This is a genomic window from Azospirillum sp., from assembly GCF_050789165.1.
Genome location: NZ_JBOZRT010000038.1, coordinates 90,487 through 114,928, shown reverse-complemented (window position 1 = coordinate 114,928; position 24,442 = coordinate 90,487). Strand labels below are relative to the sequence as shown.

Genomic DNA, 24,442 nt, shown 5'->3' with positions numbered 1-24,442 from the left:
CTTACTTCTCGCTGTCCACAAGACCTTTGACGAACCACCGCTGCATCAGCACCACCACCGCCACCGGCGGCAGCATGGCCAGCATGGTCGTGGCCATGATGAGGTTCCAGTCGGTGGCGGATTCGCCGGTGCCGATCATCGAGACGATGCCGACCACGACCGTCTGCATCTCGCGGCTGGTGGTGATCAGCAGCGGCCACAGGTACTGGTTCCAGCCGTAGATGAAGAGGATGACGAACAGCGCCGCGATGTTGGTGCGCGACAGCGGCAGCAGCACGTCGACGAAGAACCGCATCGGCCCGGCGCCGTCCATCTTGGCGGCCTCCACCAGCTCGTCCGGGATGGTCAGGAAGAACTGGCGGAACAGCAGCGTCGCGGTGGCCGAGGCGATCAGCGGGATGGTCAGCCCGGCGTAGGTGTCGATCAGGCCGAGGTCGGCGACCACCTTGTAGGTCGGAATGATCCGCACCTCCACCGGCAGCATCAGCGTGATGAAGATCATCCAGAAGAACAGCATCCGCCCGGGAAACCGGAAGAACGCGATGGCGAAGGCCGACAGGATGGAGATCAGGATCTTCCCCAGCGCGATGGCCAGCGCCATGATGACGCTGTTCAGCATCATGATGCGCACGGGCGTGAACACGGCGCGCTCGCCGCGGCTCTCCGTCCAGGCGGTGGTGTAGTTGTGCGCCATCTGGTCGCCGGGCGTCAGCGGCAGGTTGCCGCGCGCGATGGTCGCGGCGTCCCAGGTCGAGCCGATCAGCGTCATGTAGATCGGGAAGGCGAAGATCAGGACGCCCAGGATCAGCACGATGTGCGGCACGGCATCGATGAAACGCCCCTGGTTACTTTTGGGGGCCGTCATGCGTAGTGCACCTTGCGTTCGATGAAGCGGAACTGGACCGCCGTCAGCGCCACCACCACCAGCATCAGCAGCACCGACTGCGCCGACGAGCTGCCCAGGTCGTTGTTGATCACGCCGTCCAGGTAGACGCGGTAGATCAGCGTCTCCGTCGCCTTGCCCGGCCCGCCCTTGGTCAGCGCGTGGATGACGCCGAAGGTCTCGAAGAAGGCGTAGACGACGTTGACCACCAGCAGGAAGAAGGTGGTCGGCGACAGCAGCGGGAAGGTCACCGTCCAGAACCGCCGCACCGGCCCGGCGCCGTCGATGGCCGCCGCCTCCAGCAGCGAGCGCGGGATCGCCTGCAACCCGGCCAGGAAGAAGATGAAGTTGTAGCTGACCTGCTTCCACGCCGAGGCGGCCACCACCATGAACAGCGCCTGCCCGTCGTTCAGCCGGTAGTCCCAGCGCAGCCCGATGTCGTTCAGCGCGCGGCCGAGCACGCCGATCTCGGGATTGAAGATGAACAGCCACAGCACCGCCGCCACCGCCGGGGCGACCGCATACGGCCAGATCAGCAGCGTCTTGTAGGCGCTGCGCCCGACGATGTGGGTGTTCGCCAGCACCGCGAACAGCAGCGCCAGCACCATCGACAGCACGGTGACGGCGGCGCTAAAGATCGCGGTGACCCGCATGGTGCCGAGGTAGTTCGGGTCGCTCAGCACGACCTGGAAGTTCTCGAACCAGACGAAGGTCTGGCGCAGGCCGAAGGCGTCCTGCAACAGCATGGACTGCTCGATCGCCTGGGCGGCCGGCCAGTGGAAGAAGACGAGGGTGATCGCCACCTGCGGCGCCAGCAGCAGGTAGGGAAGCCACTTGTTCTCGAAGACGACGCGTCGCTGCATGGAATCTCTGAATGAAGTAAGTCCCTCCCCCGCCGGAGGCGGGGGAGGGACCAAAAGTCAGCCCTTGTTCGCGCGCTCGAAGTTGCGCAGCACGGTGTTGCCGCGCTGGACGGCGGTGTCGAGCGCCTGCTGGGCGGACTGCTGGCCCTGGAAGGCCTTCTCCATCTCCTCCTGGATGATGTTGCGGATCTCCGGCAGGCCGCCGAGCCGCAGGCCCTTGGTGTTCGGCGTCACCTCGGAGCGCGCCATCTGGAGGTAGGGGATGTCGGCGCCGGGGTTCTTGTCGTAGAAGCCCTGGGCCTTCGCCACCTCGTAGCCCTTGGCGGTGATCGGCAGGTAGCCGGTGGCCATGTGCCAGTTGGCGTCGGTCTCCGGCTGGCTGAGGTAGCGCAGGAACTCGGCCACCGCCTTGTACTCGTCCGCCGTGCGCTTGGGCGAGGTCATCACCCAGAACGAGGCGCCGCCGATGATCGAGTTCTTCGGGGCGTCCTTCACCTCCGGCCAGTAGGGCAGCATCGCCGCGCCCCAGGCGAACTTCGCCTCCTTGGTGATGCGCAGCCGCAGGCCGGAGGAGGCCATCTGCATGGCGCATTCGCCGGCGGGGAACAGGGCGTCCGGCGCGTTGTCGCGGCCGGCGTACTTGAACAGCCCGTCCTTCTGCATGTCGATCAGCGTCTGCAGGTGCTTCACATGCAGCGGCGTGTTGATCTTCAGCTCGGCGTTCAGGCCCTTGAAGCCGTTGTCCTGCGTGGCGAACGGCACGTTGTGGATGGCCGAGAACTGCTCGAACTGCGCCCAGGTCGGCCAGGACGTGGTGAACGGGCAGGACGAGCCCGAGGCCTTCAGCTTCTTCGTCGCCTCGATCAGCTCCGGCCAGGTCTTGGGCGGCGCGTTGGGATCCAGGCCGGCCTTCTGGAAGGCGTCCTTGTTGTAGAACAGGATGGTGGTCGAGCTGTTGAACGGCATCGACATCAGCTTGCCGTCCGCCGTGGTGTAATAGCCCGCCACCGCCGGCAGGTAGCTCTTGGGATCCAGCGTCGAGCCGGTCTCCTGGAGCAGCTGGTAGACCGGCTTGATCGCCGGGCCGGCGGCCATCATGGTGGCGGTGCCGACCTCGAACATCTGCACCACGTGCGGCGCGTTGCCGGCGCGGAAAGCGGCGATGGCGCTCTGCATGGCCTCCGGGTACGACCCTTTGAAGGTCGGGTTGACCTGGATCTTGTTCTGCGACGCGTTGAAGCCCTGCACCACCTGCTCCAGCTGGCCGCCGAGCGGCTGCGGCAGGCCGTGCCAGAACTCCAGTTGGATCTTCTGCGCGGCGGCGGGGCCGGCCAGCAGGGCGAGGGCGACCGCCGTGCCGGCGGCCAGCGCGAGACGATTGGACACGATGCACCTCCCTGTTTTTGTGCGGAACGCCGGTACCCTGGTATCCCTGAGCGTCCTTAGCATGACATTTACGTAAAGGTTAGATGAAAACGCCGGCGCCACGGCGCGCGCGCCGTCGGCGCGTCGGCGTCGCTCTCCCACGGAACGGCGGGGTCGCGTGTGTCGGTGATGCGATGGTCGCCGGTGGCGAGCCCGTGTGACGGCGTCGCCATTGGAACGCCTCCTCCCCGTATTTTTTACACACCCTGAGGGAGGAAATGGTTCGCTGTCAATCGGCCGGGGGGCAGAGGCCCGGCGGCCTACGCCACCGGCGCGTCGTCCAGCACCAGAACCGGGGCGGCGACCAGGGGGATGTTCAGCGACACCACCGTCCCGCGCCCGAGCCGGGAGCGCACCGCAACCGGGTGCCCCAGCACCGCGGCCAGCCGGCGCACCAGCGGCAGGCCGAATCCATGGCCCTTGGTGCGCTCGCGCCCGTCGATCTGGTGGAAGTCGTCGAACAGGCTGGGCAGGTCGGCCTCCGGGATGCCCGCGCCGGTGTCCCACACCTCCAGCCGCAGCAGCGCGCCGCGCCGCCGCGCGGCGATCAGCACGCCGCCCGCCTCGGTGTAGCGGATGGCGTTGTCCACCACATGGCGCAGCAGGCGCAGCAGCAGCACCTGATCGGTGGTGACCGCCGCCTCGGCCGGGCGCACCGACAGGCGCAGCCCCTTCTCCTCGGCCTTCGCCTCGAACTCCTGGAGCAGCACGCTGAACACGTCGTCGATGGCGACCGCGCCGCGCTCCGGACGCACCAGCCCGGCCTCCAGCGAGGCGGCGTCGAGCACCATGCGGATGAAGCCCTCGGCCCCCTGCAGCGCCTGCCCCAGGCGGTCCACCATCTCGCGCGTCTGCGGGTCGGCGGCGCGCGCCTGCAGAAGGTGCAGGAACAGCTGCATGGCCTGGATCGGCTGGTTCAGGTCGTGCCGGGCGGTGGACAGGAAGCGGCTGCGCACCTTGCGCGCCTCCTCCTCCGGGTTGCGGCCGCGCACCACGACGGATCCGCCGGGTTCCGCCGCCAGCGTCACCTCGCCGTCCGGCAGCAGGCCGCCGACGGTCAGCGCCAGGCCCGACGCCGCCACAGCCTCGACCAGCGCCGTCAGCGCCACGGCCTGCGGGATGCCGGCCTGGGCCAGGGTCAGCCCCTCCAGCTCGTCGGGGCGGCGGCCCAGCGCCGCGGCGAACGGGCGGTTCGCCACAAGAATCCGCGCCGCCGGATCCAGCATCGCCAGCCGTTCCCCGCCCGCGGCGAGCAGCGCGTCCAGCAGATCTTCCCGGCCGTCGGCCAAGCTTCGACCAGGCCGTTCGTTCCGCACATCTTGCTTATACTCGCCCACGACGGCTCCGCTCCCAGACCACTTCCAGCCACGACTATCTTGCGGTGTCGGCTCGCCTGTCAAATGTGACAATCGTCAGCGGCCCTTGGAACAAAGTTAGATTGGGGCCCCGGCGCCGCAAAACAACATTCCGTGAACGCTGGCACGGGATGGCGGCGGCGGGCTATAAGAAGGGCATGACCACTCGCCGCACCCCTGGCGCCGCCCCGAAGGGGCCGCGCGCGCTGGCCATAGCCGGGCTGCCCGTTCCGCTGGAGCTGCGCGAGAGCGCGCGCACCCGCCGGATGACGCTGCGGGTGGACGCCGGGCGCGGCCTCGTCCAGGTGGTGGTGCCCGCCGGCATGGCCGAGGCCGAGGTGCACCGCTTCATCCTCCGCCACGACGGCTGGCTGCGCGCGCGGCTGGAGCAGTTGCCGCCGCGCCTGCCCTTCGTGGATGGCGCCGCGGTGCCGGTGCTGGGCCGGGACCACGTCATCCGCCACCTTCCCGACCTGCGCGGCGGCACCCGGCGCGAGGACGGGGTGCTGCTGGTCGGCGGCCGGCCGGAGCATGTGGAGCGCCGGGTCCACGACCACCTGATCGCCGAGGCCCGCCGCGAACTGGCCGAGCGCGCCCGCGCCAAGGCCACGCACATCGGCAAGCGGGTGGCGGCGGTGACCGTGCGCGACACCCGCTCGCGGTGGGGCAGCTGCGCGTCGAGCGGCCGGCTCTCCTTCTCCTGGCGGCTGATCCTGACGCCGGAGGCGGTGCTCGACTACGTCGTCGCGCACGAGGTGGCGCATCTGGTGGAGATGAACCACTCCGCCCGCTTCTGGGCGGTGTGCGCCACCCTGACCGCCGAGGTGAAGGGCCCGCGCGCCTGGCTCAAGGCCAACGGCGCCCGCCTTCTGCGCTATGGCTGAGGCCTAACCTAAAAGCATTACCCCCTCAGTCGCTTGTCGTGTTGCGCCGCAATTGTTGTGACTCTTACGCTTCGGAAGTGGCGTGTGGAAACGTGCGCCCGGCCGAACCTCTGGGAGGCGCGATGAAAGCCTACGCCTTCGACCGCGCGAGCGTGCTGCTGGTGGACGACAGCGTCTGGATGCGGGTCATCCTGCGGCAGATGCTGAAGTCGCTGGGCTTCTCCCGCATCCAGGAGGCCGAGGGCGGCAACGCCGCGCTCGCCCTCGTCGAGTCGGCACCGCCCGACATCGTGATGGTCGATTGGGACATGAAGCCGATGGACGGGCTGGAGGTGACGCGGCGCCTTCGGCGGCTGCCGGGCGAGGCGCGCTACGTGCCGGTCATCATGATCTCCGCCTACAGCACGCTGGGCAACGTGCTGGCGGCGCGCAACGCCGGGGTCAACGAGTTCCTGGTCAAGCCGGCCTCGCCGCAGACCATGTACCACCACTTGGTATCCGTCATCGAGCGGCCGCGCCTGTTCATCGAGGCGCCGGGCTACCGCGGGCCGGACCGCCGCCGCCGCGGCGCCTCCGACGAGGACACGCCGCGCCGGCGCAGCTCCGACCACCAGCCGCCGCAGCCGCAGGGCCCCGCCGACCGGTCGCTGTCGCAGAGCGAGATCACGGCGATCATGGGCGGCGGCGCCGCGCTGACCGAACAACCGATGGAGGCCGGTGAATGAGCACGCACACCGCACCCGACGGCACCTCCGTCCGCATCGTCCAGCCGCCGAACCGGCTGAAGAGCAAGGTCGGCCGCGGCAGCCCCACCCTGCCGCCGACCGTCCCGCCGACCTTCCGCGCCCTGGTGCACGCCAGCGCCGCCGCCTATTCCCGGCATCTCGACGACCAGCTGCACGCGCTGCGGGCGCTGTCCACGGGCGGCGGCGCGGCGGCGGCGGAGACCATCTTCGCGATCGCCCACCAGATCCGCGGCGAGGCCAGGACCTTCGGCTTCGGCCACGTCGGCAACACCGCCGAGTCGCTGTGCGCGTTCATCGAGGCCGGCGGTCCCGAACGGGCGCGCGGCGGCGCGGTGGTCACCCTGCACGTCGACACCATGGTCGCGCTGAAGGCCGACGGCGGCGACAGCGGGGCGCAGGCGCTGCTCGACGGTCTGGCGCGCGCCGTCCGCCACGTGCTGTCCCCCGAACGAGCCTGAGCGGGACAGCCGGCGGTCGGGCGGCTATAGTGCGACCCCGCCCGCCGCCCCACTTCGACCCCCGCCATGCCCCGCCCCGATTCCCTCGCCGTTCGTGTGCTGCTGACCGCGCTCGTCGCCTTCGGCCCGCTGTCCACCGACCTCTATCTTCCCTCGCTGCCGACGCTGGTGACGGTGTTCGACACCGACATCGTCACGGTGCAGTTGACGCTGTCCGTCTTCCTGGTGGGGTTCGCGGCGGCGCAGCTGATCTACGGCCCCCTGTCCGACCGCTTCGGCCGGCGTCCGGCGCTGATCGGCGGCGTCTCCATCTATCTGGCGGCGAGCGTCGCCTGCGCGCTGGCCGCCAGCATCGACCAGCTGATCGTCGCGCGGGTGTTCCAGGCGGTGGGGGCGTGCTGCGGGCCGGTGGTGGCGCGCGCGGTGGTGCGCGACGTGTTCGGCCGCGACCGCGCGGCCACCGTGCTGGCCTACATGTCCATGGCGATGTCGCTGGCCCCGGCCATCGGGCCGGTGTTCGGCGGCCTGCTGACCGAGCTGTTCGGCTGGCGCGCCAACTTCGTGACGCTGGCGCTGATCGCGGTGTCGGTGCTGGCGGCGACTCTGCTGCTGCTGCGCGAGACCAACGCCCACCTGGACGAGGAGGCGCTGAAGCCGGCGCGCCTGTTCGGCAACTACGTCCGGCTGCTCGGCAACCGCGCCTACGTCGGCTACGTGCTGACGGCGGCGTGTTCGTACAGCGGCATCTTCTCCTTCATCTCCGGCTCGTCCTTCGTGCTGATCGGCCGGCTGAAGCTGTCGCCGGCGGAATACGGGCTGAGCTTCGGCGCCGTGGTTCTGGGCTACATGGCCGGCACCTTCCTGGCCGGGCGGGTGTCGCAACGCCTGGGCATCGACCGCATGGTGCGCCTGGGCACGCTGATCTCCGCCGCCGGCGGGCTGGCCGGCCTGGCGCTCGCGGTGGCGGACGTGATGACCGTGCCGGCGGTGGTCGCTCCGATGTTCGTCTTCATCCTGGGCACCGGGCTGACGCTGCCCAACGCCATGGCCGGCGCCGTCGGGCCGTACCCGACCATGGCGGGGCTGGCTTCGGCGCTGCTGGGGTTCGTGCAGATGACGGTGGCGGCGCTGATCGGCATCGGGGTCGGCCACTTCCACGACGGCACCGCGCTGCCCATGATGGCGGCGGTGGCGCTGGTCGCGCTGGGTGCGGCGGCGGCCTACCGGAGTCTCGCCGCGAAGGGGGTCGCGGCGACCTGACGAACACCACCTAAACCGTTGATCCGGTTGTGACATTCCCGGGTCGACGGGGGTGGGCCGACACCCCCGGGATTTTTTTGTGCGGCCTTTGATTTTTCTCTTTTCTCGGCCGGGCATTCGATCTATGTAACGCGAACTCGCAAGCGCACGTGCCGCTGGCCCGCCCTCGACCCTCGAGCAGTGGTTATGCAACGACGTAACGCGTGATTTCCGACCGTCCCTTAAGCAAGGCGGCGACTTGGAGGTTACGATGGTTCATGTTGTTGTCGGTGGGCCTGAGCCCACCCGTCTCCGACAGCATTCTGTGCAGTCCAGTCCGGACCAACGGTCCCATACGGGCAATTCGTCCAGTATGGGCGGCTGAACGCCTGACCGGCTTCTTCGGTCAGATGACGCGTTCCGCCGCTCCGTACCCGACGCCACACCCCCCTATTGCCTGAATTTGGCTTCGTCCAGGAGACTGGGATGAACGAGAAGATTGCGCGCTTCTTCGAGGAGCGACGCCCGCAGACCCCGTGCCTCGTCGTGGATCTCGACGTGGTGGAGACGAACTACCACGCGCTGGCCGACGCCCTGCCCGACGCCCGCATCTACTACGCCGTGAAGGCGAACCCGGCGCCGGAGATCCTGAGCCTGCTGTCGCGCCTCGGCTCGGCCTTCGACACCGCGTCGGTGCCGGAGATCCAGATGGTGCTGGACGCCGGCTGCACGGCGGACCGCATCTCCTACGGCAACACCATCAAGAAGGAGTCGGACATCCGCCGCGCCTTCGAGTTGGGCGTGCGCCTGTTCGCCTTCGACTCCATCGAGGAGCTGGAGAAGATCTCCCGCGCCGCGCCGGGCGCGCGCGTGTTCTGCCGCATCCTGACCTCGGGCGAGGGCGCCGAGTGGCCGCTGTCGCGCAAGTTCGGCTGCGACCTGAAGATGGCGCGCGAGCTGCTGCTGAAGGCGAAGCAGATGAACGTCGAGCCGTGGGGCGTGTCGTTCCACGTCGGCTCGCAGCAGAAGGACCTCATGCAGTGGGACCTCGCCATCCATCAGGTGGCGATGCTGTTCCGCGAGCTGGAGGTGCTGGGCGTCGATCTCGGCATGATCAACCTGGGCGGCGGCTTCCCGACCCGCTACCGCTCGGACGTGCCGGAGTCGGCCGCCTACGGACAGGCCATCTTCGACAGCCTGCGCCGCCACTTCGGCAACCACATCCCCGAGACGATCGTCGAGCCGGGCCGCGGCATGGTCGGCAGCGCCGGCATCATCGAGAGCGAGGTGGTGCTGGTGTCGCGCAAGTCGTCCGAGGACGCCAAGCGCTGGGTCTACCTGGACATCGGCAAGTTCAGCGGTCTGGCCGAGACCATGGACGAGGCCATCCAGTACCCCATCGAGGTGCTGGGCGAGACGGAGTCCGAGACCGAGGCGGTGGTGCTCGCCGGCCCGACCTGCGACAGCGCCGACGTGCTGTACGAGAAGGCGGAGTACAAGCTGCCGCTGGACCTCAAGGCCGGCGACCGCGTGCGCATCCACGCCACCGGCGCCTACACGACGACCTACTCGGCCGTCTGCTTCAACGGCTTCGCGCCGCTGCAGCAGTACTGCATCTGATCCACGTTCACCGCCTTGGCCGGCTCGACCCGGCCAAGGCGGGACGCGCGTTCAGGCACGAAAAAGGCCGCTTCCCTCGCTGGGACGCGGCCTTTTCTTTGGCCGGGACGGGCGCCGGGGCACTTACGAGCGCCAGAACGGCTTGCCGATCTCGCGCTCGACGTCGGCCGAGGTAACGCCGATGTCGTGCAGCATGCGGTCGTCGAGCTGGGCGAGTTCGCGGCGCGACACGGCGCGCTGGTGCCACTCGGCCAGGGTGTCGAGAAGATGGCTGAAGGTCGTCGCCAGAGAGTCATGACCCACGGAATGGGTCGAGCGCAGAGCCATGGACATGGTGGGATTCCGTTTTTGTTGTGGCGAAGGGGCCGCCCGGTTTCGGGCCGCCGCGCCTTCCTGGTTCATTGGTTGAAGTGGTAATATAATTACCCGATTTCCGGTGCCCCCACCAACGCCGGAAAGGCATAGCCGAAGTGTGGTTTTGCGATGCCTGCCGCCGGCTTGTCACAGGGGGAGACGTTTTTTACCCCAGCACCCGCGTCAGCCGGTCCACCGCCTCCGCCAGCCGGTCGTGGCGGGCGGCGAAGCACAGGCGCAGGTAGCCCTCGCCGCCCGAGCCGAACGCCGCGCCCGGCGCCAGCCCGACCGCGACCTCGTCGATCAGCCGGCGGGCCAGCGCGATGCTGTCCGTCTCGCCCTCGACGCGGAAGAAGACGTAGAAGGCGCCCGGCGGGCAGGTCAGGTGCAGGCGCGGCAGGCGCTCCAGCGCCGTACACACCAGGTCGCGCCCGGCGCGGCAGCGCGCCACCAGGTCGGCGACCACCGGCTCGCCCTCCTCCAGCGCAGCGATGCCGGCCTCCTGCACGAAGGCCGGGGTGCCGGAGGTTGAGTACTGCACGAGGTTCTCCAGCACCGGCCCGAGCCACTCCGGCGCCACCATCCAGCCCAGGCGCCAGCCGGTCATCATCCAGTTCTTGGAAAAGCTGTTGACAACGATCAGCTTGTCGTCCGGCTCCGCCACCTCCAGGAACGAGGGCGCCGCCGGCCGGTCGTAGACGAGGCGGCTGTAGACCTCGTCGGAGACCACCCACAAGCCCCGCGCGCGGGCGAACTCCATCACCCGCTTCAGGTCGTCGCGCTCCATGATCCAGCCGGTCGGGTTGCCCGGCGAGTTGACGAAGATCGCCTTGGTGCGCGGCCCGCAGGCGGCGAACAGCCGCTCAAGCTCCAGCGTCCAGCCCTGGTTGCCGAGATGCATCGGCACCTCGACCGGCACGCCGGCCATCACCCGCACGGCGTTGACGATGTTCGGCCACACCGGCGAGACGATGGCCACCTCGTCGCCGGGATCGACCAGCGTCTGCATGGTCTTCATGATCGCCGTCATGCCCGAGGAGGTGACGGTGATGCGCTCCACCGGCACCGGCACGCCGTGCACGCGGCCCAGGTAGGCCGACAGCGCCTCGCGCAGCCGCGGCAGGCCGCGCTGGTAGGTGTAGAAGACGTGGCCGTCGCGGATGGCGCGGATGCCGGCCTCGCTGATCGGCTCGGGCGTCGGCAGGTCGCCCTCGCCGAACCACAGCGGGATGATGCCCGGGCGGCCGTGGCCGTAGTCGGCGATGGTCGCGATCGGGCTGTGCGGCAGCGCCTCGATGGTCGGCCGAATGGAGTCGCCGAGCGGCATTCCCCCCTCCGTCATGACGGGTCCGGTTCATGGAAGATGGGCATCCGCTGGACAGGCCGCAAACCGCGGCCTACCTCTTCGCCGCCCTCCTCTCCGAAAGCATGGCGGCAAACCCCGATGATCGACACCATCGCCTTCGACGGCGACGACACGCTCTGGCACAACGAGTCGCTGTTCTCGATGACGCAGGACCGCTTCCGCGGCCTGCTGGCGCACGCCGCCGACCCGGCGGTGATCGACGCGCGCCTGCTCGACGCGGAGCGGCGCAACCTCGGCGTCTACGGCTACGGCATCAAGGGCTTCGTGCTGTCGATGATCGAGACCGCCATCGAGGTCACCGACGGCCGCGTCGCCGCCACCGACATCCGGACGCTGATCGACTTCGGCAAGGCGATGCTGCAGCACCCGGTGGACCTGCTGGACGGCGTCGCCGAGGTGGTGGAGGCGCTCTCCGGCCGCACCCGGCTGCTGCTGATCACCAAGGGCGACCTGTTCGACCAGGAGAGCAAGATCGCCCGCTCCGGCCTCGCCGAGCGCTTCGCCGCGGTGGAGATCGTCAGCGAGAAGGACCCCGACACCTACCGCCGCGTCCTGGAGCGGCACGGCGTCGATCCGGCGCGGTTCGTGATGGTGGGCAACTCGGTGCGCTCCGACGTCCTGCCGGTGCTGGCGATCGGCGGGCACGCGGTGCACGTGCCCTACCACGTCACCTGGGCGCACGAGGTGGCGGAGCCGCCCGCCGAGGGCTACCGGCGCATCGAGTCGGTGCGCGAGCTGGAGGGGCTTCTGGCGGAGCTGCGCGGCGGCGCTTCTTAGGAGACGCGCTGGCTCTCGATCCCCTGCGCGTGTTCGATCACGGTCAGCGCCTTGCGGGTGATGCCCACGGCCAGGATGCTCAGCACCACCAGCGTGACGGCCAGCGCCACGCGGGCGACCTTCCGCGCCTTTCTCCGACGCTCGCGCTGGATTTCCCGATGGCGGGCCAGCATCGACCGGCGCTGCTCGAGGCGCTCCTCAAACCAGTCCATCGACGACACGGCAGCCTCCCTTCCGAGGTAGATCGCTTTCGTGATGGATTTGTATAAAATTTTATGTGAATGCGCAAGCACAGGCGGAGGGCATGCGGCGCCGCGCCGCAGCCCAGGGGCGCGCTCAGCGCGCCCGCGGGTCCCGGCTGTAGCCCTTCTCCTCCAGCTCGGCCAGGTACTCGGCCCACAGCCGCTCCTGGTTCTCGCCCAGCTCGTAGAGGTAGGCCCAGGTGTAGATGCCGCTGTCGTGCAGGTCGTCGAAGACGATGCGCAGCGCGTAGTGCCCGACCGGCTCCAGCTTCATGATGCCGACGTGCATCTTGCCGCGTTGCAGGGTCTTCTGCCCCGGCCCGTGCCCCTGCACCTCGGCCGACGGGCTGTTGACGCGCAGGAACTCGGCCGGCAGCGAGAAGCTGACGCCGTTGTCGAAGTCGATCTCCAGCCGCTTTTCCGCCGACTTCAGGCGGACCTCGGTGGGCCAATGTTCGGTACCAGGGCGCTGGGTGCCGGGATCCTCGCTCATCACGCCGCCCCCGGGCCGCGGATGGGGTGGTCGTCGATCCGGCGCGCCTCGTCGATCAGCATGATCGGGATGCCGTCGCGGATCGGGTACGCCAGTCCGGCCCGCTCGCTGATCAGCTCGTTGCGCTCCGAGTCGTAGCGCAGCGGGCCCTTGGTCAGCGGGCAGACCAGGATCTCCAGCAGCTTCGGATCGACGCGGGCCTGCGTCTTGCCGTCGCCCGGCTTGTCCTCGTGGGTCGATGCGCTCATGAATGCCGCCTTACGTCCTGTCAGTGGCGCGGCAGCGTGCCGCCGTCGCCTTCGTGGCCGTCGAGAATGGCCATCTCGATCAGCGCGATCAAGAGCTTCGCGCGCTCGCCGAGGTCCGGCGCCTCCAGCAGCGCCTGTTTCTCGCTCGCCTCGAACGGGCAGATCATCGCCAGCGAGGTCACCAGCCGCTCGTCCGGCGTGCCGTCGATGGAGTCCCAGTTGGCCGAAATGCCCTGCGCCTTGAAATAGCCCTTCAGCCCGCAGACCAGCCGTTCGCGGTCGATGCCGCCGGTCGCCTCGCCGTCCAGGTCGGCGGCGAAGCGCTCCCACGCCGGCAGAACGCGGCGGTAGCCGCGCGCGCAGGGCAGCTCGCGCAGCACCAGGAAGCGGCACACCCCCGTCAGCGTGATCAGGAAGCGGCCGTCCTCGGTCTCGGAGAAGGAGGTGATGCGCCCGGCGCAGCCGGTCTCGTAGAGCGGCGGCGCCTTGGCGCGCGAGGTCGGGTCGGTCGGCTGGATCATGCCGATCATGCGGTCGGCGCCCAGCGCGTCCCGCACCATGGCCAGATAGCGCGGCTCGAAGATGTTGAGCGGCAGCCGCCCGCGCGGCAGCAGCAGAACGCCCGGCAGCGGGAACACGGGCAGTTCGCGCGGCAACTGGTCGAGGGTCGGGTCGAAGGGGCTCCGGCTCATGGCAGTTACATAGGCACCGCGCGCAAGCCGAACAGGGCGTAGTTGACGTGGGTTGGGCCAACGGGCGGCCCAACCCACGAACGTTCTAGCTGAACAGAATGGACGACAGCCGGCGGCGCGCCGACAGGGTCAGCGGGTCCTTCGGCCCGAACGCCTCGAACAGCTTGACCAGCTGCTTGCGCGCGGCGTCCTCGTTCCAGGTGCGGTCGCGGCGCACCAGCTCCAGCAGCTCGTCCACCGCCGACTCGCGCTTGCCCGCCGCGTACAGCGCCATGGCGAGGTCGTAGCGCGTCTGGTGGTCGTCCTTGTTGTGCGCCAGCTTTTCCATCAGCTCGGGGATCGGGCCGGCGTTCTTGGCCTGCTCGGCGACCTCGATGGCGCTCTTGGCGGCGGCCAGGTCGTTGTCCTTGGCCAGCGCCTCGGGCGCCTGCTCGATCATCTGCTTGGCGCGGTCCAGGTCGCCGGAGGCGACGAGGCAGCGCACGAGGCCGGCGTAGGCCTGCCCGTTGTCCGGCACCGCCTGCAGGATCTGGCCGTAGATGTCCGACGCCGTGGCGACGTCGCCGGCGTCCAGCGCCTCCTTGGCCTGGGCCAGCGCGTCGGCCAGCATGTCGTCCATGCCGCCGGCGCCGCCGCCCAGCTTGGCCAGACGCTCGACGAAGGCCTTGATCTGCGACTCGGGCTGGGCGCCGACGAAGCCGTCCACCGGGCGGCCCTGGTAGAAGGCGTACACCGCCGGGATCGACTGCACGCGCAGCTGCTGGGCGATCATCGGGTGCTGGTCGGTGTCGATCTTGACCAGCTTCACCGCGCCCTTGGCGGCGCGCACCGCCTTCTCGATCGCCGGGCCCAGCTGCTTGCAGGGGCCGCACCAGGGCGCCCAGAAGTCGACGATGATCGGGGTGTCGCGCGACGCCTCGATGACGTCGGCCATGAAGGTGCGGTCGGAGCCGTCCTTGATCACGTCGTTGGCGGCGGGGGCGTTTGCGGCGTTGGGCGGCGGTGAGAACATGGCTTTGGCAATCCCGTTTGAAGCGTGCGTGATTAAATGTAGGCGCGGCGCGCCGGCAACAAGGATTTCGGCAACACTAGAAGTCGACCACGCGCGGCTCGTGCCCGCAGGCGCGGATGAAGGCCAGCAGGTCGGCCGGGCGGATCGCCGTGGTCCGGTCGTTCAGCAGAGGATGATAGTTCAGCGGGTCGTGGTCCAGCATCGCCTTCTGCAGGATCACGGTGACGCGGTGTTCGGTGTCGTTGATCAGCGCGAACGGCGTCACCGACCCCGGCCGCACCCCCAGCACCTCCCACAGCCGCTCGGCCGAGGCGAAGGACAGCCGGGCCGAACCGATCACCTTGTCGAAGCTGTTCAGCGAAACGGCCGCGTCCTCCAGCGCCACCACCAGCCAGTACTGGTCCTTCCGGTCCTTGAGGAACAGGTTCTTGCAGTGGCCGCCCGGCAGTTCGCCGCGCAACGCCTTGCTCTCCTCGACGGTGAACAGCGGCGGGTGGCTGTGGGTGACGGTCTGGAAGCCCAGCTCGTCCAGGCGGGCGAGCAGCCGCTCGGGCGAGGTCGGCAGGGGCGTGTCGGCGGTGGCGGAGGAATGGCTCATACCGTGCTTTTACCGTGCCTTGCCGAGCCCCGTCCAGCCGTCGGGAAAAAAACGCAACAAGGCGCTTGCATTGCGAAAACCGATCTGTATATTCCGCCGCACGCCGCCGGACGGACCGACACGGAACGGACGGCAGCACGGAGCGCGGGCGTAGCTCAGGGGTAGAGCACAACCTTGCCAAGGTTGGGGTCGAGGGTTCGAATCCCTTCGCCCGCTCCATTCTCCCCAAAGGGGAGATCGCGATACGAAGGCCGGCCTTGCGCCGGCCTTTCGCATGTCCGGACCATCCTTCCTTACGTGCCGCCCTTACCTGCGACCGTCGCCATGGCGGCGGCAGTCGCGCTCGTCGGTCCCCGGGGCGGCGCGTCCGCCGTTCGAGGTGCGGTAGGACGGGTCGTCGCAGCGGCCGTTGTTGGCGTAGCGATACGTATCCCGGTAGCCGTCGCGGTGGCGATGGCGCCGGTGGTCGCCGTCGTCGTCGTCATCCAGCGTGGTGGCGGCCAGGACGCCGAGGCCGACCACCGCGGCGCCGAGCAGCAGCGCCCCGGCGACGTCGCCGTTGTCGGTGTTGGCACAGCCGGAGGTCAGCAGCGAGCCCGCCAGCACGCCGGCGATGAGTGGTCTGGAACGCATGCCGATCCTCCGCCGCCGTTCGCCCTGAACAAACAAGCTTAAGCTTGTTTTTCATCCGACGCACCGGCGGATTGTCCGATACGGCCCCATTCGGAACGCCCCCGCCCCCGCCCTGTTGGTCTGCGACAGCCAACACGCGGAGCGATTCATGAGCCAGACGGGAAAACCGAATCCGAACGCGGCGCCCGCCCGCGAGGCGTCCGGCGTGGACATCGAGGCGCTGGAGGAGACCGTCGAGGAGGTCGTCGAGACGCTCGACGTGACCGTGCAGGCGGCCGAGTTCGTCCAGGCCCGCAGCCCCGACCCGGCCGAGCGCGCCCGCGCCGCCGACATCCAGCAGCAGGCCGAGGCCATGCTGGGCGCGGCGAAGGACCAGGTCGTCCGGCCGCCACGCCCCGCCGACCGGCGCACGATGCATTGAGTCTCCCACACAGCAAAACGCCCGCCCCGTCGCCGGGGCGGGCCAGTTGTCAGAAGGGAGAGTCCATGGCGTGAGGGAACCCTACCAGCGATCCCCTCCCCGCGCGAACGTGGAGGCGGATAGGGTCGCGGCGTGGACGGGCGCATCCGAACGCGGCGCGGGCGCGAATGGGCTCACCGCTTCCGGTGATGCGGGGTCCGACCGGGCTCCCGCGAACGGGAGCGCTTGCGGACCTGGATCACCACATCGACGATGGCGCCGAGCAACATGCCGCCGACCGTCAGCAGGATGGCGGTGCCCAGCGACGACAGCAGCTCCCCCGGCCCCGCCCCGGTGATCGCCGACCACGCCAGCTGAAAGCCCCCGGTGAACAGGCCGACGACGCCCAGCGCCCGGCTGAAGTACCAGGTAACCGCACGCCTCATACCGGCACCCCCGCCGCCGTCCCGGAAAGCCCCCGCGCCGTCAACGGCGCCCGTCGAATCATACACCCACACGCTGCGCGCGCGCCGGAAATCCGCACCCCGCGGTCGGTCCGCGACACCCTTGCGCGGCGGCGCGATTGCCCCCACCCTCTGCCTCTTTCCTGGTCATGGGAGACGGGTGCATGGAGCGGGTCGGGTGCGTGGTGGTCGGGGCCGGCGTGGTCGGCTTGGCGGTGGCGCGGCGGCTGGCGATGGCCGGGCGCGAGGTGATCGTGCTGGAGGCCGAGGACGCCATCGGCACCGGCACCAGCTCGCGCAACTCCGAGGTCATCCACGCCGGCATCTACTACCCCACCGGCACGCTGCGGGCGACGCTGTGCGTGCCGGGGCGCGACGCGCTGTACGCCTACTGCGAGTCGCACGGCGTGGCGCACCAGCGCATCGGCAAGCTGATCGTCGCCACCGACGAGAGCCAGATGCCCCGCTTCGAGGCGATCCGCCGGCAGGCTGCGCAGAACGGCGTCGATGACCTGAAACTGCTGAGCGCCGCCGAGGCCGTCGCGCTGGAGCCCAACCTGCATTGCGTGGCGGCGCTGCTCTCCCCCTCCACCGGCATCATCGACAGCCACGCCCTGATGCTGGCGCTGCGCGGCGACGCCGAGGAGCACGGCGCCATGCTGGCCTTCAAGAGCCCGCTGGTGGCCGGCCGCGTCACCGACGCCGGCATCGAGGTGGAGGCCGGCGGCGCCGAGCCGATGCGCATCGCCTGCGACGTGCTGGTCAACTGCGCCGGCCTGCACGCCTGGGAGGCGACGCGCGCGCTGGAGGGTTTCCCGGCCGAGCACGTGCCGCCGAAGTTCCTGGCCAAGGGCAACTACTACGCGCTGGCGCACGGGCGCTCGCCCTTCACCCGGCTGGTCTACCCGATGCCGATCGAGGGGGGCTTGGGCGTGCACATCACGCTGGACCTCGCCGGACAGGCGCGCTTCGGCCCCGACGTGGAGTGGGTGGACCGCATCGAGTACAGCGTCGATCCGGCCCGCGCCGACTCCTTCTACGCCTCGGTGCGCAGCTATTGGCCGGGCCTGCCGGACGGCGGGCTGGTGCCGGCCTATTGCGGCATCCGCCCGAAGCTGACCGGTCCCGGCCAGGGGCAGGCCGACTGGCTGATCCAGGGGCCGGAGACGCACGGCGTGCCGGGTCTGGTCAACCTGTTCGGCATCGAGTCGCCGGGCCTGACCTCCTGCCTCGCCATCGCCGACCACGTGGCGGGGCTGCTGGAATAGACACGCCCCCTCCCTCGCCTCCGGCGCGGGAAGAGTGCGGGGGAGAGCGGGGCAACGGCCTCACCGGCCGGAAGGCCTTGCCAAAACAGGGATTTCGGTCTAGGATCGAAGTCCTTTAGGGGGATTGGGTGCAGGTGGTGAACTGAACAGCCTCCGCACACTGTTCCATGGTGTTCCACAGTGTTCCATTCGCCCTCCCGCAGGGCCGCCGCCGCCTCCTGACCTCCCCCGGTGGACGCGGCCCCGTCCACTCTCTTGACCAGGGGGTGCCCCTCCCCATTTATGGTGCAAGGCAGCGCCGAGGTCCTCGGGCTGCCAACCTTCCGTCGGGCGCCGGCAACGGGCCCTCGCTGCAACTCGCTCAACCCTTGAGGAGGATGCGCCATGTCGACACGCCTCTCGCTCTTCAACAGCCCCCTGCTGCTGGGCTTCGACCAGTTCGAGCGGACGCTCGACCGCATCGCCAAGAGTTCGGCCGAGGGCTATCCGCCCTACAACATCGAGCAGATCGGCGACGATGGCCTGCGGATCACGCTGGCGGTGGCCGGCTTCACCGCCGACGACCTGTCGGTGCAGATCGAGGACAACCAGCTCGTCATCCGCGGTCGCCAGCAGGACGACAAGAGCCGGATCTACCTGCACCGCGGCATCGCGGCCCGCCAGTTCCAGCGCAGCTTCGTGCTGGCCGAGGGCATCGAGGTGTTGGGTGCGTCGCTCGACAACGGCCTCCTGAACATCGATCTGACCCGGCCGCTGCCCGAGCCCAAGGTGCGCACCATCAAGATCCAGCAGCCCAAGCCCGACGACGGCGGCACCGCCCGCACCATCGACGTGGCCCCCGACCGGTCCGAGGGCTGACCCGGCGCGCCGGCCGAGACCCGCTTCTTCAGAGCCCGATTCCGCAGAGAAAGTGTCGATATGAACACCTCCCCCGCCCTTTTCCGCCACCTCTCGCCCGAAGACTTCGCGGCCTTCGGCGTCGATCACGTGGCCTACGTCAAGCCCGTCAGCGTCAACGGCGTCGCGGCCTTCGCCGTGCACGCCGCCGACGGCACGCCGCTGACCGTGCTGCCCGACCGCGAGGTCGCCTCCGCCGCCGTCCGCCAGAACGACCTGGAGCCGGTGAGCGTCCACTGACGCTCACCCACAGGTTGCCGGACCGGGATTCCGGCTTGTGTCCACCGTCGCGCCGGCTATTGTAGGCACGGCCGGCGGTAGCACCATTCGGCCGGTTCGGGGTTTTCAGGAGAGTGGCCGTGGACGGCGGTCAAGAGACGGACGAGGCCGCACGACAAAAGGCATGGAGCGACGAGGCGCGCGACGCGCTTCACATCATGCCGCTCTCCATGATTCCGATCGAGACGCCGGGGCTGCAGCACGCGCGCCTGATCAAGAACGTGCGCCTCGACACCGTCATCGAGATGTTCAACGACGCCCAGACCGGCAGCGGCCAGGTGAAGCCGCGCGACATCGGCGTCTACTTCGAATCCTACAAGGAAGAGGTCGAGCGCGACCTGCTGAAGATCGAGAAGATCGCGCAGGCCGCCAGCTTCGACGTCTACACCTCGCGCATCGAGCTGCGCCGGCTGAAGATCGACATCAGCAGTCACGAGTCGCTCACCCTCTCCGAGAAGAAGAAGGCCGAGCTGACGCAGTACATGACCGTGTTCACCCGTCCGCTGATGGAGTACGTCTACGGGTCGGAGAACATGGAGGTCAACAGCGTCGACCAGCTCATCAAGATGTTCGCCTCGCCCAACCGCGAAGAGGCGCTGCGCAACCTGCGCATGATGGCCGACCGGCTGGACATCGGGCTGATGGACATCCCGAACTTCCTGGAGGATTACGGCGACATCTTCCTGTCGCTGGCCTACTTCAAGAAGTGCCTGGACGACATCGTGCCGGAGGTGCAGCGCTTCCTGTCCTGGATGGCGGAGGTGCGCAACTCCAACGAGATCAAGCGCGACTACCGGCAGGCCAAGATGCTGGACGACATCAGCCGCGACCTGACAGACATCTCGACCTCGATCACCGGCCGGTTCGAGAGCTTCGACGCCCGGTCGCGCGACTTCTGGCGCGACATCAACGCCGAGACCTTCCGCTCGATCCGCGAGTTGATCACAGCGCACCACGTGACCATCGGCGGCGTGCTGTGCGGCCTTGCGGTGAAGATGGACCTGTGGAAGGCCCGCTTCGCCCGCGGCGGCGGCGGCCCCAACCGTCGGCTGGAGTTCATCAAGTCCGAGATCCTGCCCGGCATGGCGCGCATCAAGAGCCTGGAGCAGTCGGCGGCGCACCACGCGCACCATTGATGCCTGCCACCGCTTGACCGCCGTCAACCCGGAGCCACTCCGATAGCGCCAAGCTGGCGCTTGCATCGTGCGTTACCACTGCGTGCCGGGACATCCCGCCGCGGGGACCGGGGGCTGTAGCCCCGGTCCCCGCGATTCTTTTGCGCTTCGCCGCCGAGCAACGGCTGGAGAGCTGTACGGCGGCGCCTGACCGGAACGCCCCTCCCGGCACGCTGTTGCCGCTCTGTCGGTCCACAGCAAAATGGGTGCGGGCATTATGGCACGGAATTCGGGCGGGTCCTCCAGCAGCGGCCTGGCCGCGTTCGTCAGCGGCGCGATGGTGGCGTTGATCGCCAGCCGGCTGCTGCCGCCGGTGATGGCGCATCTGGCCGGTACCGCGCGGGGCGCATCGGGCCGCGATCCGCTCGCCACGCTGGAACAGGACCACCGCGCCATCCTGTCGCTGCTGCACAGCATGGAGCGCAGCCCGGACGACGCGGTCTTCCACCGCACGCAGCTGTTCCTGCGCCTGAAGCGCCGCCTCGCCGCGCACGCCATGGCGGAGGAGGACGTGGTCTACCCGCTGCTGCACGACCGGACGCCGGCGGCCGACGACGCCAAGCACCTCTACGCCGAGCACGCCGACATGAAGCGCCTGTTGTTCGCGCTGGAGACCACGCCGAAGTCCGACCCGAGCTGGCTGGTCCGCGTGCGCGAGCTGCGCGCGCTGATCGAACGCCACGTCCGCCAGGAGGAAGAGGTGGACTTTCCCAAGCTGCGCCAAGCCCTGAGCGACCAGGAGACGCTGATCCTCTCCGGCGGCGTCTCGCGGGAGAAGGCGCTGCTCCTGTAGCGGCGGCGGCGTGCTATCCTCCGCCGGCGGAGGGCGCGGCATGAGCACGAACTATCGGAACACCTTTATCACCGTCTCGCCGGACTGCGGCGCAGCGCAGGGCACCGTTCCGGCCAAGGCGGAGTCCGTCGCCGGGCTGCAGCACGCGCTGCTGCGGGAGCGCCCGTACGCGATCACCAGCGACGACCTGCTGTTCGAGGTGTTCGCGCGCCGCAACGACATCGCCGAGACCGACCGGCCACAGGCCCGCGCCGCCTTCTTCGCGAAGCCTCAGGCCTGCCTGCGCGTCTCGCCGCTGGTGAAGCAGTACGGCTGGGGCCTGCACCACGACGGGGACGGCCGGGTCGCCCTCCACGCCGTCGAGTCCGACGACTACCGCCGCCTTCTGGCTCGTCCGGACCTGACGATCGTGGCCGGCATGCGCAACCGCCGCGCCTAAGGTCCCGGGGTGCCGCGAGGGGCCCCGCGGCCCCTCGCATCTCTTCAGGCGGCCTCCAGCCGCCCCTTGATGAAGCGATATTCCTGCGTAAGCCCGCCGAAACCGTAGGCAGCGCCCGGCACCTCGTGCACCAGGATGTAGCTTTCGGGATGCACCTCGCCGAGAATCCGCCCCATGGCGGCGTAGACCGCCTCCAGGTACGCGGCGATCTCGGCCTTGGTGTTGGTGCCGTCCACCACCTTGATGTCGAGCCAGAAGGTGTGGACGCCCTGCTCGGCCAGCGAGCGGCCGCCGGCGAACCAGTGCGCCGGATCGGCGTAATGCACGGCGACGGCGGTGACCGCCGGGTCTTTGCGCAGGTGTTGCCGGGTCAGCTCGGTCACCTCGGCGGCGATGCGGGCCGAGAGGGTGGCGTCGGGCGTGGCGGTGACGGAAACGTTGATGATGGGCATGGCGGGCTCCCTTGGTTGGATGCCCGGATCCTGCGCCGCTTGATGGTTCGGAAAAATCGGATTTATCTGAATGAAACATTCAGGAAATTCGAATCGTGCAGCACCTCGACCCGGATCTCCTGCGCACCTTCCTGGCCTTCGCTGATGGCGGCTCGCTCGCGCGGGCGGCGCATGTGGTGGGGCGCTCGCCTTCGGCGGTCACCGCGCAGATGCAGAAGTTGGAGGAGATCGTCGGCGAGCCGCTGTTCCTCCCTGCCGGCCGCGGCCGGGCGCTGACCGACACCGGGCAGGAACTGGTGGGGCACGCGCGCCGCATCCTCGACCTGCACCGGACGGCGCTGCTCAGCCTGAAGGGCGCGCGCGCCGAGGGCCGGCTGACGGTGGCGACCACACAGGATTTCGCCGAACATGGGTTGGCGCCGCTCCTGCGCCTGTTCGCCGGCACGCACGCGCGGCTGCGGCTGAACCTGAGGGTCGGCCGCAGCGGCGAGCTGTCGAACGCTTTCGAAGCGGGGGACATCGACGTGCTGATCGCCATGCGCCTGAAACCGAGCGCCGACGAGGTGGCGGTGCTGCGCGAACCGATGATTTGGCTAGCCGCCGCCGACGGCTTGATGCGGGCGGACGGCGAGGTGCCGCTGGCGCTGCTCGACCCGCCCTGCGGCTTCCGGGACGCGGCGTTGACGGCGCTGGAGCGCGCCGGCCGCCGCTACCGGGTCGCCGCGACGAGCCAGAGCCTGTCCGGGCTGCGGGCGGCGGTCGGCGCGGGGGTCGCGCTGACCGCGCGCACGGCGCGCTGGATCGGCCCCGGCATCGCTCCCGGCCCGGCAGAACTCGGTCTCCCGGACCTGGGCGAAGCCGTCTTCTCGATCCGCGTGCGACCTGATGCGCCGTCGTCAGCGCAGGACCTCGGCAATCTTATGGCGGATGGATTGGCCGTGTAGCGGTCAACTCCCCGCGGAACGGCACTCCGGCTCCGAGACCGTCGTCACGCTCACCCCCTTCACCGCCGCCGCCAACAGGATCAGCGCGGCGATGAGGAAAGCCGCGCCGGGATGCGGCAGCAGCGGGTCCTCCCCCACCGACGCGGAATAGACCGTGCCGAAGAACACCGGTGACAGGATACCCGCCAAGCTGGCGACGCTCATGTTCGCCCCTTGCAACTGCCCCTGCTCCGACTCCGAAACGCGCCGCGTCATCAGCGATTGCAGCGTCGGCATGGCCAGCCCCCACAGCGCGTTGGGCAGCATGGCGAGCGTGAACAGCGCGCCGTCCGGCGCCAATCCCATGCAGGCGATGCCGAGCGCACCGCCGCACAGGCCAAGGATCATGGTACGACCGTCGCCCAACCGCTTGACCACCGGGCCGACCAGCACTCCCTGCACCAGCATGTCGAGCCCGCCGGCCATCGCCAGCAGCAGCCCGACTTCCCAGGCGCTCCAGCCGTAGCGCATCCCGGCGTAGAGCACGAACACCGCGGAGAAGACGTGGTGCGAGAAGTGCAGCAGGAAATTGACGGCGGTCAGGCCGAACAGCTCATGGTGGGAGCGCAGCAGCCGGAACGCCCCGAACGGGTTGGCCCGCCTCCACGAGAAGGCCATGCGGTTCTCGGGGGCCAACGATTCCGGCAGGACGAGCAATCCGTAAAGGAAGGCCAGACCGCTCATCGCCCCCGCCGTCCAAAACGGCGCCCGCGGCGACACTTCGCCCAGCAGGCCACCGAGGAACGGGCCGGCGACGAAGCCGGCGCTGAACGCCGCGCCGATCAGGCCGTAGGCGCGCGCCCGCTTCTCCGGCGGCGTGATGTCGGCCATGTAGGCGAAGACCGTGGTGAAGCTCGACGATGTGATTCCGGCGACCGCGCGGCCGACCACCAGCCACCACAGGTTGGGCGCCAGCGCCATCATGACGTAGTCCACGGCAAGTCCGATCGTGGACAGCAGGATGACCGGTCGCCGGCCGTAGCGGTCCGACAGCGACCCGATGACCGGCGAGGCGAAGAACTGCATCAGCGCCCACAGCGCCACCAGCGCGCCGTTGATCGCCCCGGCGCGCGCGTTGGAACCGACGAACTCTTCGATCAGCGACGGCAGCACCGGGATGATGATGCCCATGGCGACGATGTCGAGGGCCGCGGTGACCAGAATGAAAGCCACGGCGGCCGTGCGCCGCGAGGCGGTGAGGACAAGCATGATCGAACCTTGACGCATGATCGCAGGAGGCCCCGGCAGCCCCCGTCCAAACAGGTGGGCGGGTCGCGGGCCTTGCCACCCGACCGGCGCGCAGGGCGCCGGTCGAGGGATGCGGACCATACCTCAGGTTGCGATAAATGTTAAGGCGGAAATGATCCTGTATCGGATGATTATGTTATCCCGTCCCGCCCTCCC

Annotated in this window: 30 protein-coding genes and 1 tRNA gene; 15 read left to right on the top strand and 16 right to left on the bottom strand. The window is 69.2% G+C overall.

Annotated features, from left to right (window positions below):
* Position 1: 1 nt before the first annotated feature.
* From ugpE to ACRWK7_RS08565, 4 genes are all read right to left on the bottom strand, one after another.
* Positions 2 to 865 (bottom strand): sn-glycerol-3-phosphate ABC transporter permease UgpE, encoded by an 864-nt coding sequence (ugpE, locus tag ACRWK7_RS08580; RefSeq protein WP_431855787.1) that lies wholly within the window; start codon positions 863 to 865, stop codon positions 2 to 4.
* On the bottom strand, positions 862 to 1,746 hold the full coding sequence (gene ugpA / locus ACRWK7_RS08575; RefSeq protein ID WP_431855786.1) for a sn-glycerol-3-phosphate ABC transporter permease UgpA: 885 nt from the start codon (positions 1,744 to 1,746) through the stop codon (positions 862 to 864). Before ugpA ends, ugpE begins: the two co-directional genes overlap by 4 nt.
* Before the next feature lie 57 nt (positions 1,747 to 1,803).
* A complete protein-coding gene (gene ugpB / locus ACRWK7_RS08570) occupies positions 1,804 to 3,132 on the bottom strand; it encodes a sn-glycerol-3-phosphate ABC transporter substrate-binding protein UgpB (RefSeq protein ID WP_431855785.1) in 1,329 nt (442 codons plus the stop codon).
* Between the two features lie 299 nt (positions 3,133 to 3,431).
* On the bottom strand, positions 3,432 to 4,460 hold the full coding sequence (locus ACRWK7_RS08565; RefSeq protein WP_431855784.1) for a sensor histidine kinase: 1,029 nt from the start codon (positions 4,458 to 4,460) through the stop codon (positions 3,432 to 3,434).
* A gap of 224 nt (positions 4,461 to 4,684) precedes the next feature.
* Between ACRWK7_RS08565 and ACRWK7_RS08560 the strand changes: the two genes are divergently transcribed.
* The 5 genes from ACRWK7_RS08560 to ACRWK7_RS08540 all read left to right on the top strand — a co-directional run bounded on the left by ACRWK7_RS08560 (position 4,685) and on the right by ACRWK7_RS08540 (position 9,473).
* On the top strand, positions 4,685 to 5,410 hold the full coding sequence (locus ACRWK7_RS08560; RefSeq protein WP_431855783.1) for a M48 family metallopeptidase: 726 nt from the start codon (positions 4,685 to 4,687) through the stop codon (positions 5,408 to 5,410).
* A gap of 122 nt (positions 5,411 to 5,532) precedes the next feature.
* Entirely contained in the window at positions 5,533 to 6,135 is a 603-nt protein-coding gene (locus ACRWK7_RS08555) for a response regulator (protein WP_431855782.1), read from the top strand.
* The gene (locus ACRWK7_RS08550) at positions 6,132 to 6,614 is read left to right on the top strand and encodes an Hpt domain-containing protein (protein ID WP_431855781.1); all 483 of its coding nucleotides are present in this window, start codon (positions 6,132 to 6,134) and stop codon (positions 6,612 to 6,614) included. Before ACRWK7_RS08555 ends, ACRWK7_RS08550 begins: the two co-directional genes overlap by 4 nt.
* A gap of 66 nt (positions 6,615 to 6,680) precedes the next feature.
* Complete coding sequence (locus ACRWK7_RS08545) at positions 6,681 to 7,874, top strand: multidrug effflux MFS transporter (protein WP_431855780.1); 1,194 nt, start codon at positions 6,681 to 6,683, stop codon at positions 7,872 to 7,874.
* A gap of 465 nt (positions 7,875 to 8,339) precedes the next feature.
* Positions 8,340 to 9,473 (top strand): type III PLP-dependent enzyme, encoded by a 1,134-nt coding sequence (locus ACRWK7_RS08540; protein ID WP_431855779.1) that lies wholly within the window; start codon positions 8,340 to 8,342, stop codon positions 9,471 to 9,473.
* Between the two features lie 123 nt (positions 9,474 to 9,596).
* Here ACRWK7_RS08540 and ACRWK7_RS08535 read toward each other — a convergent pair whose 3' ends face one another.
* Entirely contained in the window at positions 9,597 to 9,806 is a 210-nt protein-coding gene (locus ACRWK7_RS08535) for a DUF1127 domain-containing protein (protein WP_431855778.1), read from the bottom strand.
* 187 nt (positions 9,807 to 9,993) lie between these two features.
* Entirely contained in the window at positions 9,994 to 11,154 is a 1,161-nt protein-coding gene (locus ACRWK7_RS08530; RefSeq protein WP_431855777.1) for a pyridoxal phosphate-dependent aminotransferase, read from the bottom strand.
* 117 nt (positions 11,155 to 11,271) lie between these two features.
* Here ACRWK7_RS08530 and ACRWK7_RS08525 point away from each other — a divergent pair, with 117 nt between their 5' ends.
* Positions 11,272 to 11,970, top strand: coding sequence for an HAD family hydrolase (locus ACRWK7_RS08525; protein ID WP_431855776.1), 699 nt, complete (start codon positions 11,272 to 11,274; stop codon positions 11,968 to 11,970).
* On the opposite strand, the gene ACRWK7_RS08520 is transcribed toward ACRWK7_RS08525, so the two are convergent.
* The 6 genes from ACRWK7_RS08520 to ACRWK7_RS08495 form a co-directional block, all read right to left on the bottom strand.
* A complete protein-coding gene (locus ACRWK7_RS08520; protein ID WP_431855775.1) occupies positions 11,967 to 12,191 on the bottom strand; it encodes a hypothetical protein in 225 nt (74 codons plus the stop codon). The genes ACRWK7_RS08525 and ACRWK7_RS08520 overlap by 4 nt on opposite strands.
* Before the next feature lie 115 nt (positions 12,192 to 12,306).
* Positions 12,307 to 12,705 carry a gamma-butyrobetaine hydroxylase-like domain-containing protein gene (locus tag ACRWK7_RS08515; RefSeq protein ID WP_431855774.1) on the bottom strand — a complete coding sequence of 133 codons (399 nt, stop codon included), beginning with the start codon at positions 12,703 to 12,705 and terminating at the stop codon, positions 12,307 to 12,309.
* The gene (locus ACRWK7_RS08510; RefSeq protein ID WP_431855773.1) at positions 12,705 to 12,953 is read right to left on the bottom strand and encodes a Trm112 family protein; all 249 of its coding nucleotides are present in this window, start codon (positions 12,951 to 12,953) and stop codon (positions 12,705 to 12,707) included. Before ACRWK7_RS08510 ends, ACRWK7_RS08515 begins: the two co-directional genes overlap by 1 nt.
* A gap of 20 nt (positions 12,954 to 12,973) precedes the next feature.
* Entirely contained in the window at positions 12,974 to 13,645 is a 672-nt protein-coding gene (locus ACRWK7_RS08505; RefSeq protein WP_431855772.1) for an LON peptidase substrate-binding domain-containing protein, read from the bottom strand.
* 85 nt (positions 13,646 to 13,730) lie between these two features.
* On the bottom strand, positions 13,731 to 14,657 hold the full coding sequence (locus ACRWK7_RS08500) for a tetratricopeptide repeat protein (RefSeq protein ID WP_431855771.1): 927 nt from the start codon (positions 14,655 to 14,657) through the stop codon (positions 13,731 to 13,733).
* 76 nt (positions 14,658 to 14,733) lie between these two features.
* Positions 14,734 to 15,255, bottom strand: coding sequence for a prolyl-tRNA synthetase associated domain-containing protein (locus tag ACRWK7_RS08495; RefSeq protein WP_431855770.1), 522 nt, complete (start codon positions 15,253 to 15,255; stop codon positions 14,734 to 14,736).
* A 144-nt stretch (positions 15,256 to 15,399) separates the two neighbouring features.
* Between ACRWK7_RS08495 and ACRWK7_RS08490 the strand changes: the two genes are divergently transcribed.
* Positions 15,400 to 15,474, top strand: a tRNA-Gly gene (locus ACRWK7_RS08490).
* 87 nt (positions 15,475 to 15,561) lie between these two features.
* Here the strand turns inward: ACRWK7_RS08490 and ACRWK7_RS08485 are convergent.
* Complete coding sequence (locus tag ACRWK7_RS08485) at positions 15,562 to 15,888, bottom strand: hypothetical protein (RefSeq protein ID WP_431855769.1); 327 nt, start codon at positions 15,886 to 15,888, stop codon at positions 15,562 to 15,564.
* 148 nt (positions 15,889 to 16,036) lie between these two features.
* On the opposite strand from ACRWK7_RS08485, the gene ACRWK7_RS08480 reads away from it, so the two are divergent.
* The gene (locus tag ACRWK7_RS08480; RefSeq protein ID WP_431855768.1) at positions 16,037 to 16,309 is read left to right on the top strand and encodes a hypothetical protein; all 273 of its coding nucleotides are present in this window, start codon (positions 16,037 to 16,039) and stop codon (positions 16,307 to 16,309) included.
* Between the two features lie 173 nt (positions 16,310 to 16,482).
* Here the strand turns inward: ACRWK7_RS08480 and ACRWK7_RS08475 are convergent, their stop codons facing one another.
* Positions 16,483 to 16,734, bottom strand: coding sequence for a hypothetical protein (locus ACRWK7_RS08475; protein ID WP_431855767.1), 252 nt, complete (start codon positions 16,732 to 16,734; stop codon positions 16,483 to 16,485).
* A 182-nt stretch (positions 16,735 to 16,916) separates the two neighbouring features.
* On the opposite strand from ACRWK7_RS08475, the gene ACRWK7_RS08470 reads away from it, so the two are divergent.
* The 6 genes from ACRWK7_RS08470 (at position 16,917) to ACRWK7_RS08445 (ending at position 21,603) form a co-directional block, all read left to right on the top strand.
* Positions 16,917 to 18,020 carry an NAD(P)/FAD-dependent oxidoreductase gene (locus ACRWK7_RS08470; protein ID WP_431855766.1) on the top strand — a complete coding sequence of 368 codons (1,104 nt, stop codon included), beginning with the start codon at positions 16,917 to 16,919 and terminating at the stop codon, positions 18,018 to 18,020.
* A gap of 384 nt (positions 18,021 to 18,404) precedes the next feature.
* Positions 18,405 to 18,878 carry an Hsp20 family protein gene (locus ACRWK7_RS08465; protein WP_431855765.1) on the top strand — a complete coding sequence of 158 codons (474 nt, stop codon included), beginning with the start codon at positions 18,405 to 18,407 and terminating at the stop codon, positions 18,876 to 18,878.
* 60 nt (positions 18,879 to 18,938) lie between these two features.
* A complete protein-coding gene (locus ACRWK7_RS08460; RefSeq protein ID WP_109118545.1) occupies positions 18,939 to 19,157 on the top strand; it encodes a DUF1150 family protein in 219 nt (72 codons plus the stop codon).
* Positions 19,158 to 19,276: 119 nt separating this feature from the next.
* Positions 19,277 to 20,332, top strand: coding sequence for a hypothetical protein (locus tag ACRWK7_RS08455; RefSeq protein WP_431855764.1), 1,056 nt, complete (start codon positions 19,277 to 19,279; stop codon positions 20,330 to 20,332).
* A gap of 256 nt (positions 20,333 to 20,588) precedes the next feature.
* Complete coding sequence (locus ACRWK7_RS08450; protein WP_431855763.1) at positions 20,589 to 21,164, top strand: hemerythrin domain-containing protein; 576 nt, start codon at positions 20,589 to 20,591, stop codon at positions 21,162 to 21,164.
* A 40-nt stretch (positions 21,165 to 21,204) separates the two neighbouring features.
* The gene (locus tag ACRWK7_RS08445; RefSeq protein ID WP_431855762.1) at positions 21,205 to 21,603 is read left to right on the top strand and encodes a DUF6157 family protein; all 399 of its coding nucleotides are present in this window, start codon (positions 21,205 to 21,207) and stop codon (positions 21,601 to 21,603) included.
* Positions 21,604 to 21,647: 44 nt separating this feature from the next.
* Here the strand turns inward: ACRWK7_RS08445 and ACRWK7_RS08440 are convergent, their stop codons facing one another.
* A complete protein-coding gene (locus ACRWK7_RS08440; protein WP_431855761.1) occupies positions 21,648 to 22,055 on the bottom strand; it encodes a tautomerase family protein in 408 nt (135 codons plus the stop codon).
* A gap of 95 nt (positions 22,056 to 22,150) precedes the next feature.
* On the opposite strand from ACRWK7_RS08440, the gene ACRWK7_RS08435 reads away from it, so the two are divergent.
* Positions 22,151 to 22,999, top strand: coding sequence for a LysR substrate-binding domain-containing protein (locus tag ACRWK7_RS08435; protein ID WP_431855760.1), 849 nt, complete (start codon positions 22,151 to 22,153; stop codon positions 22,997 to 22,999).
* 3 nt (positions 23,000 to 23,002) lie between these two features.
* Here ACRWK7_RS08435 and ACRWK7_RS08430 read toward each other — a convergent pair whose 3' ends face one another.
* On the bottom strand, positions 23,003 to 24,247 hold the full coding sequence (locus ACRWK7_RS08430) for a TCR/Tet family MFS transporter (RefSeq protein WP_431855759.1): 1,245 nt from the start codon (positions 24,245 to 24,247) through the stop codon (positions 23,003 to 23,005).
* Positions 24,248 to 24,442 lie beyond the last annotated feature (195 nt).